Annotated in this window: 13 protein-coding genes; 2 read left to right on the top strand and 11 right to left on the bottom strand. The window is 60.5% G+C overall.

Features of this window, described 5'->3' with window-relative positions; all coding sequences use genetic code 11:
* Position 1: 1 nt before the first annotated feature.
* From ACE04I_RS18460 to ACE04I_RS18410, 11 genes are all read right to left on the bottom strand, one after another.
* The gene (locus tag ACE04I_RS18460; RefSeq protein ID WP_487207445.1) at positions 2 to 973 is read right to left on the bottom strand and encodes a membrane dipeptidase; all 972 of its coding nucleotides are present in this window, start codon (positions 971 to 973) and stop codon (positions 2 to 4) included.
* Positions 970 to 1,692: a hypothetical protein gene (locus ACE04I_RS18455; protein ID WP_487207444.1), complete on the bottom strand. Its 723-nt coding sequence runs from the start codon at positions 1,690 to 1,692 to the stop codon at positions 970 to 972. The genes ACE04I_RS18460 and ACE04I_RS18455 overlap by 4 nt, the downstream gene beginning before the upstream one ends.
* Positions 1,689 to 3,398 (bottom strand): hypothetical protein, encoded by a 1,710-nt coding sequence (locus tag ACE04I_RS18450; protein WP_487207443.1) that lies wholly within the window; start codon positions 3,396 to 3,398, stop codon positions 1,689 to 1,691. The genes ACE04I_RS18455 and ACE04I_RS18450 overlap by 4 nt, the downstream gene beginning before the upstream one ends.
* A 5-nt stretch (positions 3,399 to 3,403) precedes the next feature.
* Positions 3,404 to 4,159 carry an IclR family transcriptional regulator gene (locus tag ACE04I_RS18445; protein WP_487207442.1) on the bottom strand — a complete coding sequence of 252 codons (756 nt, stop codon included), beginning with the start codon at positions 4,157 to 4,159 and terminating at the stop codon, positions 3,404 to 3,406.
* A 169-nt stretch (positions 4,160 to 4,328) separates the two neighbouring features.
* Complete coding sequence (locus ACE04I_RS18440; RefSeq protein WP_487207441.1) at positions 4,329 to 5,282, bottom strand: sugar-binding transcriptional regulator; 954 nt, start codon at positions 5,280 to 5,282, stop codon at positions 4,329 to 4,331.
* Positions 5,283 to 5,366: 84 nt separating this feature from the next.
* Positions 5,367 to 6,074, bottom strand: a complete 708-nt coding sequence (locus ACE04I_RS18435; RefSeq protein WP_487207440.1) for an HAD family hydrolase — start codon at positions 6,072 to 6,074, stop codon at positions 5,367 to 5,369.
* An 11-nt stretch (positions 6,075 to 6,085) separates the two neighbouring features.
* The gene (locus ACE04I_RS18430; RefSeq protein WP_487207439.1) at positions 6,086 to 7,609 is read right to left on the bottom strand and encodes an alkaline phosphatase D family protein; all 1,524 of its coding nucleotides are present in this window, start codon (positions 7,607 to 7,609) and stop codon (positions 6,086 to 6,088) included.
* Positions 7,596 to 8,345 (bottom strand): glycerophosphodiester phosphodiesterase family protein, encoded by a 750-nt coding sequence (locus ACE04I_RS18425; protein WP_487207438.1) that lies wholly within the window; start codon positions 8,343 to 8,345, stop codon positions 7,596 to 7,598. Before ACE04I_RS18425 ends, ACE04I_RS18430 begins: the two co-directional genes overlap by 14 nt.
* 26 nt (positions 8,346 to 8,371) lie before the next feature.
* Complete coding sequence (locus tag ACE04I_RS18420) at positions 8,372 to 9,292, bottom strand: ABC transporter permease subunit (RefSeq protein WP_487207437.1); 921 nt, start codon at positions 9,290 to 9,292, stop codon at positions 8,372 to 8,374.
* A gap of 2 nt (positions 9,293 to 9,294) precedes the next feature.
* The gene (locus ACE04I_RS18415; RefSeq protein WP_487207436.1) at positions 9,295 to 10,284 is read right to left on the bottom strand and encodes an ABC transporter permease subunit; all 990 of its coding nucleotides are present in this window, start codon (positions 10,282 to 10,284) and stop codon (positions 9,295 to 9,297) included.
* On the bottom strand, positions 10,271 to 11,548 hold the full coding sequence (locus ACE04I_RS18410; RefSeq protein WP_487207501.1) for an extracellular solute-binding protein: 1,278 nt from the start codon (positions 11,546 to 11,548) through the stop codon (positions 10,271 to 10,273). Before ACE04I_RS18410 ends, ACE04I_RS18415 begins: the two co-directional genes overlap by 14 nt.
* Positions 11,549 to 11,810: 262 nt before the next feature.
* Here ACE04I_RS18410 and ACE04I_RS18405 point away from each other — a divergent pair, with 262 nt between their 5' ends.
* Both ACE04I_RS18405 and ACE04I_RS18400 read left to right on the top strand, forming a co-directional pair.
* On the top strand, positions 11,811 to 13,226 hold the full coding sequence (locus tag ACE04I_RS18405) for a sensor histidine kinase (RefSeq protein ID WP_245282051.1): 1,416 nt from the start codon (positions 11,811 to 11,813) through the stop codon (positions 13,224 to 13,226).
* The gene (locus ACE04I_RS18400) at positions 13,223 to 13,942 is read left to right on the top strand and encodes a response regulator (protein WP_082118270.1); all 720 of its coding nucleotides are present in this window, start codon (positions 13,223 to 13,225) and stop codon (positions 13,940 to 13,942) included. The genes ACE04I_RS18405 and ACE04I_RS18400 overlap by 4 nt, the downstream gene beginning before the upstream one ends.
* The last annotated feature ends 39 nt before the right edge of the window (positions 13,943 to 13,981 follow it).

Genomic DNA, 13,981 nt, shown 5'->3' with positions numbered 1-13,981 from the left:
CCTATGCTTTTCTGAAAGTGGCCTCATAGAGCCGAAGCCAGTTCTTGTGGGTTATCTTCGCTACCTCTTCTTCCGAGAATCCCACTGTACGGAGACCGTCGGGGATTACCCGGATGTCCTCGACTTTCTGGAACCATTCCGGCGGCGCAGCCTTGAGCGGCTTGCCGGCGGCGCTTGCGCCGTAGTCTTCTCCGCGGGTCCAGCGGCCTTTGCGCATCCAGGCATAGTCGGGCGCGGTAAAATTATGGCTCTTATCCGTGCCGATCGCGACGGAATCGATACCGGCGATATCGACGGTACGAGCGACCATTGTGCACCAAGCCTCGATCGAGGCGCAGAATTCGTCGCCAGTGATGTTGCGATAGGCGGCGCAGCCGATCACGCCACCGGTATCCTTCAGCGCCCGAATGACGTCGTCCGACTTGTTGCGCTTATGGAAAAATAGCGACTGGGCATTGGCATGGGTCACGGCGATCGGCTTTTCGGAAACCTTGATCGCGTCCAGCGTCGTGCGATCGCCCACATGGCTGCAATCGACCAGAATGCCGGCCGCGTTCATCTCGCGCACCACTTCCTTGCCGAAGCGGGCAAGGCCGGAATCCTCCGCTTCGTAGCAGGAACCGCCGAGTTCGTTCTGGTTGTTGTAGGTGAGCTGCACGACGCGCACGCCGAGTTCGGCGAACATTTCGACGAAGCGGATCCGGCCCTCGAACAGATTGCTGTTCTGGAAACCCATGATGATGGCGAGCCTGCCCGTATTGGAAATGCGGGTGATGTCGCTTGCCGTCAACGCGATTTCGGCAATGTCTGAGTTCTCGCGCACCAGGTCCCGCCAGCGGCCGATCGAATCGAGGGATTCCACCGTGCCTTCCCAGAAACCACAGGTGTTTACGACGCCGCCAACCGTTCCCTTGAGCAGGGTTTCAAAGGCGCCGCGATCGAAATGTCCACATTGCAACCCGTCGATGATCATGCCTTGGCGCCTTCCCTTTCGCGTTCGGAGAGCTTGGATGCAAGGAAGCTCACATCCGTTTCGTCGTCATTGTCCTTGCGACCGATAACCGTGCCATCCTCGGTGATGATCATCGGCCCGGCATGGCGGCGGGAAACGACGCTGTCGGTCGCAAGCGCCTTCTTGGCCAGATGGTAGATGCGCCACCAGAGATCGGCTTCGACCTCCACTCCGCCCTCGAACAACGCCCAAAGCAGAGGATCGTCCTGCCGGACGTCCCCGGTAACCGGTGCAGCCACTGCGTTCAGTACATTGCCGGAAACGGTGATCGCGAGGCCCGTGCGCCCCCCGAGACTTGCAGCAACCGCAAGTTCGGCCGGGTCGACGGCATCATTGACGGTCAGCTCCGCCGCATCGAACTTCTGAACGAGTTCTCCGAGGAGATCGATCACTGCCGGAAGCACGAACCAGGCATGCTGCCCGGCGCCAGCAAGCACGATCCGTGCCCCCTCCTCCGAGGTAATCGAAATACGGGACGGATCGGCCGAGCCGAAGCTTTCGAAGCGTTCCTCGAACAGCCGAAAACCGCCGAGCCCAAGCTTCTGCGAATACATCGGGAAATCACCGACGACGAGAAAGAAGCCCTTGGGCAAGCTGGTGAGCGAAAAGATGCGCTCGGACATCATCCGCATCTCGCGGGGCATGACGCGCATCGTGGTCTGGGTCGATGAAGAAGTCATAGGACAGGCTCCGACGGGTAGTACCAGGTGCCGGTATAGCCGGCGCGAAGATCGTCGGGCGTCGGAGCCCCGTGATAGAGCACCCCACGCAGGTTACGGCTGAGGAAGTCGCGGGTCTTGTCGATGCCGTGGATGCCGACATTCATCAGCCGCACCAGATCGATCGGCACGAATTGCTCGGCGTTGATGTTGGCGAGCGGCGTGTGATAGCCGTGCCCGCGCAGGCTCTGGATGCGCGCGACGATGTAGCGGTGCTCGGGATGCCTCATGAGAAAGCGTGCAATAGTGAGCGAGCTTTCAGCCCCGCCGAGATCAGCGGCAAGCGCCTGTATTTCACCGCATGCATCGAAGCCGAGATCGAGCGCATCGGGCACCTCCTCGCGGGCACCGCGCCTCGGCTCCTCGGCAGTTTCCGACTTGTACCACACATATTTATAGGCTTCCGGACCGGACATGTCCGTCTCGAGCGCCCACTGGTATTCCTCGCGCAGAAGGCGGGAGACGTGCTCCACGGTCTCGGCGGGAGAGACGTTGAGTTCGTCGGCTCCTGATATCGCCTCGATAAGCCGGTCGGCGTCTTCCGGCACGAGCTCGATCATCAGGGAAAGGAATGTTTCGTAGGCCTCGGGTGAAAGGTCGCCGTCGAATTCGCAGGCCAGAATGTCGAGCGGTTGGTCGGCCGCGCGGCCGTTGACCGTGCCGTTCGCCTGGAATTCTTCGAGGGCGGTGACCACCTGTTCGAGATCGCCGGCAATCTGGTCGCTGGATGTGAATGTCTCGTAGAGCATCTGGTCCTGTTTGCGGAAGACGATCGCCTGTCGCAGGAGCGCGATGAGGCGGGAAACCCGCCCATCGCCTGCGGCAAGCTTCAGCCCTCTGGCCTTTGCGATCGCCGTCTCGCGGGCACTGAGAAGCGCACTGATCAGCTTCGGGTGCTTATGCACGAAGAAGATGAGACCCAGCGCCGAACCGTTGCCTACACCGATATAGCGGCGGAGTTTCGGATCGAGTTTGACCGCTTTGTCGGATTTCTTGGCGGCAAGATTCTCGACGAGGTCGCAGGAGAATTCCCGCATGAGATAGGCGGTGAGAAGCTGAGCCTGCAGAACCCCGCCGAGCGCATGGCCGGCACCGAGCGAAGGAAAAGAGCGCGTGCCGAACGTGCCGTTGCCGTCGAGTCCGGTATTGCGCATCAGGTAGCAGACCTTGGCAAGGTCGGCGACCTCGGGCTGCCGCCCTTCGGCAAGCGCTTCGAGTGTTTGATTGAAGACCCGCATGGAGCGGTTCGACCGGCACCAGATCAGTGTTCCGGGGGTTGCGCGCCCCATATAGAGCTTTGGGATCTCCCGCCGCGCAGTCTCGACGTCGGCCTCCGTGGCCGCTCCTTCGATCAGGGCGCCCATCATGTCCCAGGCCTGACCTATGATGCGGCCGGTGCGGGCCGTCGAGCTCGGCGGACGCGAAAAGCCGATGAAGGAGAACTCCTGTCCGGGCGTCTTGATGGAATAGACCACCGTACCCTCGGCATTGGCGTCCACATCGAAGAGCAGGTTGGAAATGTCCCAGCGCTCGCGGATCATCTTGTTCATGAGTGCCCGGGTGATGCTCAACCGGCTCGGCTGGATGGCGGCGAGCCGGGAGGTCTTCATCACCTCGTGTCCGGGTCTTGGAAGCGGCATCGCCGCCTGTTCGGAAGTCGCGGTCATGACCGTCAACGTTCTCCCTGCTGCATTTTGGTGATGGTCTTGGCCGCTTCCAGCAGCGGCTCGCGGAACGTCTCTATGTCGAACCGGAACTCCGGCATGACGAGCGAAAGGGTCGCGGTGCACTTGCCGTTGAGATCGAAGATCGGCGCGGCGATCGCGATCACGCCGCTTTTGGTATAGCCGCTGGAAACGGCATAGCCGTCGGCCTGCGTCGCCGTCAGGATGTCTTCGGAAGCGAGCGGTTCACCGCTCTCTTTCAGCTTGCCGAGCGTCATCTCGTCGGCGAACGCGGTCAGTACGCGGCCTGAAGCCGAGCCTTCGAGCGACATCGTCGTGCCGATCTTCTGTTCGGCGCGCAGCACGCTCTCGGATTCGACACGCGATACGATGCAGGGAAGCCCGCGGTCGAGCACCGCCAATGAAGCCGTCTCCTTCACCCGCTGCACCAGCATCTCGATGATCGGCTGGACACGCGTGCCGAGATCGGCCTGCTCCAGGGCCGAGGCCGCGATACGGCAGGCGTGCATGGAGAGACGGTAGCGCATCTCCTTGTCCTGTTCGACCCATCCCGCCTCGATGAGCGTCAGCAGCCGTTGATAAGCGGTCGGCCGGGAGAGCTGCATGGCCGAGGCCACCTCCGGCAGCTTCATCCCCCGTGGGCTTGCCGCCAGCACGTCGAGCACCGCCATCGTCTTCAAAACGGTGGAGAGGGGGCGGACTCCGCTTTCCTCTTGTATTCTATTTGAATATGTCGTATCCATGTAGAATACATTCGCGAAGAAATTGACCGTTGTCAACCGAGTTGACGGCGATCGTGCGTCGTTCGAATGGTCGGGAGGGCAGTGCACCCTTGAAAGCGGGTAGCCGTGTTCGCGAGACTATTTCAAGGCCAGGAAGGCATGGGCGGAGCGATTAATCCTCTAGCTTCCATCATGCCAGCAGGTTTTCGGCCGTCAGCGCGTCGGTTATCAGGCCATTGATCAAACGCCCCCTTAAGGCGCCATAAAGAGCCGCAAGCTTTCTCTCGCCCTTGGCGACACCGATGACCAGCGTCCTGTCGCATGAGGGTATGGGCGCGCTGGCGACCCGATCGTTTGTGATGCCTTTGATGAGCCTTCCGTCTTTGTCGAATGTCCAGCCGACGATCTCCCCGACGGCCCCGGCACTCTGCAGCAACGCCAGCTCATCCTTGGCGATGAAGCCATCTATGAAGAGCGCTGCTTGAGGCCCTACGTCACCGACGCCGACGAAGGCAACGTCGGCCCTGGCCGCAAGCCCCAGCGTCTGACGAATGCCCGGCTGGCTGTGAAGCGTCGCCCGCTCCTGTCGGGAAGAGGCGATGACGGGTACCGGCATCGGAAAACACTTGGCGGTGATGAGATCGGCCATCTTGAAGACGACGTTATAGAACCAGACGGAACCCTCGCGGGTGATATTGCCGGTCAGCGATACGATCTTGTGATGCGGGGCATCCAACGGCACCATCTCCTCAATCGCCGCCTTGAGCGTATGGCCGGTTCCGATCGCGATGACGAGAGGCTTTTCCGATGCCAGCCGGCGTTCGATCTCGGCTGCCGCCGCCTGTGCCAATCCCGCGGTTGCGGTCTGCACCTGGGGGTCGGACGGGATGACCTCCACGAACTTGAGCCCATATCTTGCACCAAGTCTGGCGCCCAGTTCCATGCAATCGCCGACAGCATGGTCGAGCCGGATCTTGATCAATCCCTGTGAAACGGCGCGGGATACAAGCCGCTGCGCCGTCTGACGCGAGACGCCCAGCTTATGAGCGATCTCGTCCTGGCTATTGCCGGCGATATAGTAGAGCCAGCCTGCCTTCGCCGTGAAGTCGAGACGGCTGCTGTTAACATCCCTTTTGACGACCATGGTGATCCCTCCCCTCTTCATCCCGGCATCCAAGCCGGAGGCGTGACCTCGATGCGCGACGTGCGCTGGATCGCGCGATACTGGTCAATTTCCAAGCCCTCCGAGCGAGGTCTGAATCGGTTGGCGCTCGTGGGCGAATTCGCCGAGCAACTTGTGCAGCTCAACGGCACCGAAAGCCACTGCCTGCGCCCCGGCCTCCAGCAGGAGTTTGCGCCTGCCCGGCCGAGGATCGCCAGGCGCGACAAAGCCGATCGCCCTTACGCCTGCCGTCCGAGCAGCGGCGATGCCGGCCGGACTATCGTCGATGAGAAGGCTATTCGTGTCCGCAACGCCCATCTTCGAGAGGCACAGTTGAACGAGATCGGGCGCCGGCTTCGGGGCAGCCACCATTTCCGCGCTGTACACGTGAGGCGCGAAGTCGTCCCATATGTCTAGAAGTCCGAGGCTGGCCTTCAGCCGCGTCACGGAACTGTTCGAGGCGACGCATTTGGCGACATCGAGCGTCCGCAGTACCTCCGCCATGCCGGGCATGACCTTCAGTTCGCGTCTGAAGGCCGAGAATATCTCCGCATGCCAGGTCGAAAAGACGGCTTCAGTGTTTCCCAAGCCCCTCGCTTCGAGAATCGCACGTATTTCAGGCTCGGACTTGCCGGTAAACTCGACAAGGACGTCGTAGGCTGTCATGGGTAGCCCGCCTCGCGTTACGGCCTGTGCCAGGGTGCGCGCCGCAAGCGGTTCGCTATCGATGAGGACACCGTCGCAGTCGAAAATAAGAAGATCAATGCTATTCATGAGCCCGTTGTTCACTTTGAAATCTCTATGGCGGAAATGCCGTCCTTGATCGTGAAAGTTGCGAAGACCTCGATCGTCGCCTCCGGATCGTTCTTGTCTGACACGGCGACGAATTCCACGATGCAGCGATCTTGCGTCAGCGTAGCGAGGGCATAGCCGTGGGCTCCGCCCCTGCCGAAGCGGAGACGCGGATTGGCGCTAAGCGCCTTGTCTAGGGCTGCCTGAGAAGGACCGTTCGAGGTGATGGAGCCGACGACGAATTCTGTCGCCAGCGGTTTTGCGGCCGGCATATCGAACATCTCTGGGATCTGTGCGGCATAATAGGAGTGAAGGTCCCCGCCGAGCAGAACCACATTGCGCAAAGCAGCCTTGTCGATCATGGTCATCAATCGCCTGCGCGCAACCTGATAACCGTCCCACCCATCCAGAATATCCTTTTCGCGGCTGTATCCTCCTACCCGCTCGGAAAGCAGTGTCGGCTGGGCTAGCAGGGTCCACTTCGCATGCGCCTGGCTGAGCCGCTCCTCGAGCCATTTCTCCTGTTCGGATCCGAACATCGTCCGTTGGGGTTGTGCAGCTTCGGCGAGATTAGCCGCGACATGGGAGCGATATTGGCGAGCGTCCAGAAGTAACAGGTCCAGCATCGATCCGAAGGCGAAATGATCGTGGATGCGCAGGTTCCGGAAATCCGGCGCGAGATGCGGTGGCACTGGCATATGCTCGTACCAAGCCTGATAGGCGGCCTGCCGCCGTGTCAGAAAATGTGGCTCGTTCGTAGCGGTGGGAGCCGACGTCGAATGATAGTTGTCGACCACTTCATGGTCATCCCAGATGACAAGCCAGGGAAAAGCCGCATGTGCGGCCTGGAGATCGGCATCCGATTTGTATGTCTTATAACGGGCTCGATACTCGTCCAGCGTCGTCGGGATACCCGCTTCGTGAGAGCGAACCTTGCCGCTTCTGGAGCCACCTTCGTAGATGTAGTCGCCCAGATGGAGCACGAAATCGATCTCACGAGCGGCCATGTCGCGGTAGGCTGCATAGAAACCTTGCTCGAAGTGCTGACAGGAGGCGAATGCGAAACGCACACGCGTCTCGGCATTGGCGGTCGGAGCGGTTTTCGTCCTTCCGATCCTGCTTGCCGCTCCATTACAGGAAAAGCCGTAGTAATAGGTGGTCGCCGGCGTGAGTCGATCAATTTCCACGTGGACGGAGTGGCCGAAATCCGCCGATGCGACAGTGGTCCCGCGCTGCACCACGTCCGTCAGCGCCGCATCCCGTGCAAGGGTCCACTCCACCTCGCAAGGGGCGTATTCTTGCTGCTCTAAAGGAGTAAAGGAGAACGGGTCTGCCGGAGTTTCGGGAAAGACAAGTCGAGTCCACAGGACGATGCTTTCCGGGCGTGGGCAACCGGAGGCCACGCCCAGGGAAAATTCCGGCTGAACCTGCCTGGCGCCTTTTGCCGGAGAAAGCTTCAACACCGCAACTGAAGCCAATCCCCCACCGAGCGCCGTGCGGCGGTTAATGGATGGCATCGAGCGCCTCCGCCCGAACCGACAATGACGCGGCCGGATCGTCGCTGGTGATCCAGCCGACACCGTGCGCAAGCCAGGTCTCGAGCCCCTCGCGGTCGTTCAACACCCAGGCGCACAAGCGCGTTCGGGGAATGATGGCGTTGATTTCCTCGAAGGCGGTCGCGAGCACTGTCTTCTCCACGGCGACGATCTCGACCAGCGCCGCCGCCCTTCTGACCGTTGCCTGGACGCCCAGGGCTTCCGCGGACCTCGCATCGATCGAGCATAGACGGCCGATATCCGGCGCCACGCGCCGGCACTCGGCAAGCACGTCGAAATTGAAACTGGTCAGCAGGCTTCGGCCGGTCAGGCCATGACGCCGGATTGCCTCTGCGGCAAGAGCCTCCAGCCCCGGATAGGGAACGCTGTGCGCGTCCGCCTTCAGTTCCACATGCAGGTCGACGGGATGCGAGGATGCGAAGAGCGCCAGCACTTCGTCCAGTGTCGGGATGCCCTCAGGCGAACCCTTGAGGCGGATGGCCGACCGATCCTTCGGAGACAGTGCCCTGACGGAGCCCGTTGCTTCGGTTGTCCGGTCGAGCGTCGCATCGTGGATTACGACCAGCTCGCCCGCATCGGTGAGATGCACGTCGAACTCGATCGCATCGACGCCCAGTTCAAGCGTCCGACGGAAGCCCTCCATGGAATTCTCGGCCCAGAGGTTTCTGGCGCCACGATGTCCTACGATTTTCGTCATGTCATACCTGCATGTCTTGGGTGGAATTATTTGCTGGCGTCGACCAGTCCCTTGGCGAACCAGCGTTGTAGGAAGAGAATGACCAGCGTCGGCGGCAGCATGACCAGCAGGGAAGCGGCCATCGCCACTTCCCAACCGCCTTCGGAATCGCCGACGGGAACAAAGTTCTTGAGCGCGACGATGACCGTTCCCATTTCCTTTTCCGTCGTGAACAGCAGCGGCCAGAGGTACTGGTTCCAGCCGCCGATGAAGAGGATGATGGCGAGCGCGGCCATGTTCGGCACGGAAAGCGGCAACAGGATCGTGAACAGGAATTTGAGCGGGCCGGTATTGTCCAGCTTGGCTGCTTCGCAAAGCTCATCCGGCACGGTCAGGAAGAACTGGCGGAACAGGAAGACGGCCGTCGCTGATGCGATGATCGGAAAGATCAGGCCGGAATAGGTGTTCACGAGGCTCCAGTTCATGGCCGCGTCGATGCTGATCCCAGCCAGCCATTGAAGGGCCGGACCTATACCGAGCGCATTGAGCAGCCAGCGAAGCGGCCCGGCCGCATCCGCCACCGCCTCGTAGGTTGGAATGATGCGCACTTCGACCGGCAGCATCAGGGAAATGAAGATCAGCCAGAAGGCGGTCATCCGGAAGGGAAAACGGAAATAGGTGATCGCGAAGGCCGCGATGATCGAAATGGAGATTTTCCCGAAGACGATGCCCAGGGTGACGAAGAGCGAATTCAGGAAGACCCTGGTGAAATCGCCCTTCTCCCACGCGATGGACAGGTTCTCGGTAAAATGATCGCCTGGCAGTAATGGAAACGGAACCTGATGCATTTCGGCGGGCGTCAGCGAGCCGGCGACGAAGGTGAAGTAGAGCGGCAGGCCCACCATCAGCGCTCCGAGGATGAGTATCAGATGGCAGATGACGGAAAGCAGCGGATTTCGCTCGACCATGCTCAGACCTCGTAGTTGACCTTGCGCTCGATTGCCCGGAACTGCAGGACGGTGAAGAGGATGGCGAGCACCATGAGAACGATGGATTGGGCCGCCGACGAGCCGAGGTTCAGGTTGACGAAGCCATCCTGGTAAACCTTGTAGACGAGCGTGGTGGTCGATCCGGCAGGGCCTCCGCGTGTGACCGAGTCGATGATGCCGAAGGTCTCGAACAACCCATAAACGAAGTTCATGATGAAGAGATAGAAGACCGTCGGCATGATCAGCGGTACCGAAACGGTGGCGAAACGCCGCCATGGTCTGGCGCCATCGATGGCGGCGGCCTCCCGCAAGGATTGCGGAACTGCCAGCATGGCCGCGGTCAGGAAGATGTAGTCGTAGCAGACGTGCTTCCATACCGAGGCCAGCGTGATGAGAATGACGGCATCCGTCGTCCTGAGGTTCGGATCCCAGGGATAGCCCATGCTCTGCAGCCAGGTCGCGATCGGGCCGACGGACGGATTGAACAGGAATGCCCAAATGGTGCCGGATACGACCGGCGCGATGGCATAGGGCAGCAGAATGACGGTACGATAGCCGTAGCGGCCGCGAATGACATGGTCGGTCGCGAAAGCGAGCGCGCCGGCGATCACCAACGTCAGGACGTTCTGTGCGAGCGTGAACCAGAATGTCAGCCAGGCGCTGTAACGATAGGTTTCGTTTGTGAAAAGCTCGATGAAGTTCTGCATGCCGACGAACATCGCCTTGCCGCCAAACGGATCGATCTGCACGAAAGCGAGCGAGAGCGCCTTCCAGGAGGGCACGAAGAAGAAGAACAGCAGAATGATGAGCTGAGGCGAAATCAGCGCTGCGGCCAGCCCCGCTCCTCGAAAGTGAGCGCGCTTCAGGCCGCTTTCGCTGGGCGCCAGCCATTTGCGGACGGCACCCCGCCGAGCGGGAAAGGAGGAGCGGGACCGCCCCTCCTCCACCATGCCTAGATCAGTTGCCGCCATTGAGAGCCTCGTATTGGCGGAGAACCTGGTTGCCGCGCGCGATGGCGGAGTCGAGGGCTTCCTGGGGCGTCTTCTTGCCGGTCCACACCGCCTGCAGTTCCTCGACCAGAATGGCCGAGCTCTGGTTGCTGTTGCCGAAGCGGAAGCCGCGGGAATTGACCGTCGGCTCGCCACGGGTGAGCTGAAGGATGGCGATTTCACGGGTCGGATGCTTCTCGAAGAAGCCATCCGATTTCATCTTTTCGTAAGCAGCGTTCGTCACCGGCACATAGCCCGTCCACTCGGCCCAATAGGCCTGCGTCTCCGGCTTGGCGACATGGTTGAGGAAGGCTGCTGCCGCCGCGCTTTCGGCTTCGGACTTGCCCTTGAGCACCCAGAGCGCTGCCCCGCCGATATTGCTATTGCGCGGCGAGACGTCGGTCTCATGCGGCATGTAGGTCGCCGACCAGTCGAACTTTGCATTGGTCTCCACCTCGGCATGGGCCGCTGTGGAGGTCACGATCGTCGAGCAGGTGCCGGAGGTATAGAGCTGCTTCGGCGAAAGACCCTGCCCGGCAAGCTGGATGATGCCGTCGTCGATCCAGCGCTTCAGCCGTTCGACCTGCTTTACCACAGGCGTCTTGTTGTAGACGTATTCGGTGTCGAGCCCTTCGAAGCCGTTGCCCTTGGTGCCGAACGGATAGTCGTTAATCGATGCATAGCCCTCGATCAGGCTCCAGTAGAAATCGCTGTCCAGCACCATGCCGCATTTGGCGACACCCTGATCCTTGATGGCATAGAGTTGCTTTTCGACCTCGTCCCAAGTTTCGCCGGGAGCATCGAAGCCGGCCGCCTTGAAGTGATCCGCATTGTACCAGAAGATCGCCGTCGAGGAGTTGAACGGCATGGCCGCGGGCCTGTCGCCTTCAAGATAATAATCAGCGACAGGTTTGACGAAATTGTCCCAATCGATCGAATAGTCGTATTTCGTCATCAATTCGCTGACGGGGACGATAGCGTTGGAATCGATCATCGTGAGGAAGGTGCGTTCGCTCGATTGTATGATCGTCGGATGTTTCCCGACGCGATATGCGGCGATCATGGCCGCGAAGGTTTCCTCGTAATTGCCCTTTCGAATGCCGACCACCTCATAATCGTCCTGACTTTTGTTGAAGTCGGCGATGATCTTTTGGATACCCTCCTCGATGCGGCCGCCATTGGCATACCACCACTCGATGGAGGTCTTGGCCTGCGCCCATGCCGGCATGGCCATGACGGCAAACATGGAAACGGCAGCTAACGTGCTTTTACGGAAACGGATCATCTGAACAAATCCTCTGACACTGTGGGAAGGCCGCTGGAAACAACAGGCGTCGCAAGCCTGCGCCTGTCCCCGTTCTAAGGAGAGCTCATAACCGCCATGTGACATTTACCTCCAAGCGTGAGCATATGCTCACGCGGGCCAGTCCGGCACCAGCGCGGCTTTGCCGCCGCTCGGCCATTGACGGGCGCTGCCCATGACATAGGTATGAGCGCTGAACTGAAACGTGGCGATACATCTTGTGCGGCTAGACAGACTACTTGCGTACTGGCGCTCCCAGTCACTGGCTAGGCAGTTCCTGTTCACGGGCGGACTGGTAGCCGTTGCGGCGATGCTGCTGATCGGCGCATTCGTTTCGGATCTGATCGAGCAGGCGGTAACCCGGAATTCGGCGGCGTCGACAGCGCTCTACGTCGACAGCGTGATAGCGCCCATCCTTCCGGACATGACGACCACCGAGACGCTGGATGAATCGGTAGCGCGGGCGCTGGACGAGACGTTGACGCAAGGCACGCTGGGAACACGCCTTTTATCGTTCAAGCTCTGGCGGAAAGACGGGACGATACTCTATTCGAAAGACAAAAGCCTGACGGGGAAGCGTTTCGAGCCGGGTGAAGACCTGCGCACGGCTCTTTCGGGACAAATGGTCGCCGAATTCGATCAGATCGACAATACCGCCGACATTCCCGAGCAGGCGAGAGACCTGCCGCTCCTGGCAATCTACAATCCCGTGCTCCAGCCCTGGTCGGGCGAAGTGGTCGCCGTCATAGAATTCTACGAAGTCGCGAACGACTTCGAGCGGAGCCTGCGAAACGCCAGGCTGCATAGCTGGCTTGCCGTGGCAGCGGCGACTTTCGCATTTTTCCTCGCCCTTTCCTTCATCGTTCTTGGCGGTAGCCGCACGATCGAAAAGCAGCGGCACATGCTGAACGATCGCGTCAACGAGCTTTCCGCTCTCTTGGCCCAGAACCAGGCGCTCAATACCCGGGTGCAAAGGGCGTCCCAGCGGACCGCGGCATTGAACGAACGTTTTCTACGCCGGGTCGGCGCCGACCTCCATGATGGCCCGGCCCAGCTGGTGGCTTACGCCTCCCTGCGGCTGGATAGCGAGGCGGTGCTGGATCCGCAGACGCCCGTCGATAGACGTGAGCGCGAGATTGCCTCGATCAAGGGCAGCCTGAACGAGGCGATGCGGGAAATCCGCAACATCTGCGCCGGGCTTATCCTGCCGGACATCGAATCGACAGGATTGGCCAAGATGCTGGAGAGAGTCGTTCAGGCGCATCGCGACCGAACCGGGACCGAGGTGCAACTGTCTCTCACCGATCTGCCGCAGGATATCTCCCACGCAGCCAAGATCTGTATCTATCGCTTCGTGCAGGAAGCGCTCAACAATGGCTGGCGCCATGCAGGCGGCATCGGTCAACGGGTGGTGCAACGTTTGGAGGACAATTGCGTTGTTGTCGAAGTCATCGACACCGGGCCGGGCTTCGACCCCGCTCAGGTCAAACCGGCGAGCCTGGGTCTTGCCGGTTTGCGTGAACGCGTCGAAAGTCTTGGTGGCCGATTCGAGATCAACTCATCGAAACGCGGAACGACGGTGACGATGTCCTTGAATATCTGTGAAACGGAGCAAGCATGACGAGAAACCTGCGTATAGCTGTCGTCGACGATCACCCGCTGTTCAGGGAAGGTGTTTCGCGCAGCTTGTCGGAACTCGGGTTCGAGATCGTTGCGGAAGGCAGCACGGGCGACGACGCGGTGGTGATCGCCGTCACGCAACGGCCTGATATCCTGCTCATGGATATTTCAATGCCGGGAGGCGGGCTGGATGCCCTCGCCCCGATCCTCGACGAATGCCCCGATCAGAAAATCGTCATGCTGACGGTATCGGAGACCGGCGAGGATATCCGGCGCGCCCTGCAGAGCGGCGCCAAGGGCTATGTGCCGAAGGGCGTCGGCTCAAGGGATCTGGCCGATGTCCTGCGTTCGATCGCCGGCGGAGAAAGCTATGTTTCGCCAAGCCTTTCGGCCAAGATCCTGGCGGATACCGGCACAGCCTCGAACGAGAGCAGCCAGGCCGAGCAATTGGAAGAACTGACATCGCGCGAGCGGGAGGTCCTGGATCTCGTCGCGATCGGTTTGAGCAACAAACAAATCGCACGCCAGCTCGATCTCCATGAGAAAACCGTTAAGCATCACATGACGCGTATCTTCGCGAAACTGCAGGTCAGCAACCGGACGACCGCTGCGATCATATGGAGGGAAGCGGCCCAGAGCAGGACTTCCGGCAATCTCGAGCCGGCTTCTTTGATGGCTTCGGCGGCAGTGCCCTCACCTTTTCTGCAGGGATCTTAGCCGGTCCTTGTCTGCTGTGGTGGCCGCACGGTTGATGAT

The sequence above is a fragment of the Rhizobium moroccans genome, assembly GCF_057559155.1.
Note: the sequence above shows the minus strand (reverse complement) of the source record. Positions and strands in the feature narration are given on the sequence as shown.

What these genes read in the sequence shown, in the direction of transcription:
- ACE04I_RS18460 (WP_487207445.1), bottom strand. Translation starts at nt 973, where the DNA reads ATGATCATCGACGGGTTGCAATGTGGACATTTCGATCGCGGCGCCTTT.
- ACE04I_RS18455 (WP_487207444.1), bottom strand. Translation starts at nt 1,692, where the DNA reads ATGACTTCTTCATCGACCCAGACCACGATGCGCGTCATGCCCCGCGAG.
- ACE04I_RS18450 (WP_487207443.1), bottom strand. Translation starts at nt 3,398, where the DNA reads ATGACCGCGACTTCCGAACAGGCGGCGATGCCGCTTCCAAGACCCGGA.
- ACE04I_RS18445 (WP_487207442.1), bottom strand. Translation starts at nt 4,159, where the DNA reads ATGGATACGACATATTCAAATAGAATACAAGAGGAAAGCGGAGTCCGC.
- ACE04I_RS18440 (WP_487207441.1), bottom strand. Translation starts at nt 5,282, where the DNA reads ATGGTCGTCAAAAGGGATGTTAACAGCAGCCGTCTCGACTTCACGGCG.
- ACE04I_RS18435 (WP_487207440.1), bottom strand. Translation starts at nt 6,074, where the DNA reads ATGAATAGCATTGATCTTCTTATTTTCGACTGCGACGGTGTCCTCATC.
- ACE04I_RS18430 (WP_487207439.1), bottom strand. Translation starts at nt 7,609, where the DNA reads ATGCCATCCATTAACCGCCGCACGGCGCTCGGTGGGGGATTGGCTTCA.
- ACE04I_RS18425 (WP_487207438.1), bottom strand. Translation starts at nt 8,345, where the DNA reads ATGACGAAAATCGTAGGACATCGTGGCGCCAGAAACCTCTGGGCCGAG.
- ACE04I_RS18420 (WP_487207437.1), bottom strand. Translation starts at nt 9,292, where the DNA reads ATGGTCGAGCGAAATCCGCTGCTTTCCGTCATCTGCCATCTGATACTC.
- ACE04I_RS18415 (WP_487207436.1), bottom strand. Translation starts at nt 10,284, where the DNA reads ATGGCGGCAACTGATCTAGGCATGGTGGAGGAGGGGCGGTCCCGCTCC.
- ACE04I_RS18410 (WP_487207501.1), bottom strand. Translation starts at nt 11,548, where the DNA reads ATGTTTGCCGTCATGGCCATGCCGGCATGGGCGCAGGCCAAGACCTCC.
- ACE04I_RS18400 (WP_082118270.1), top strand. Translation starts at nt 13,223, where the DNA reads ATGACGAGAAACCTGCGTATAGCTGTCGTCGACGATCACCCGCTGTTC.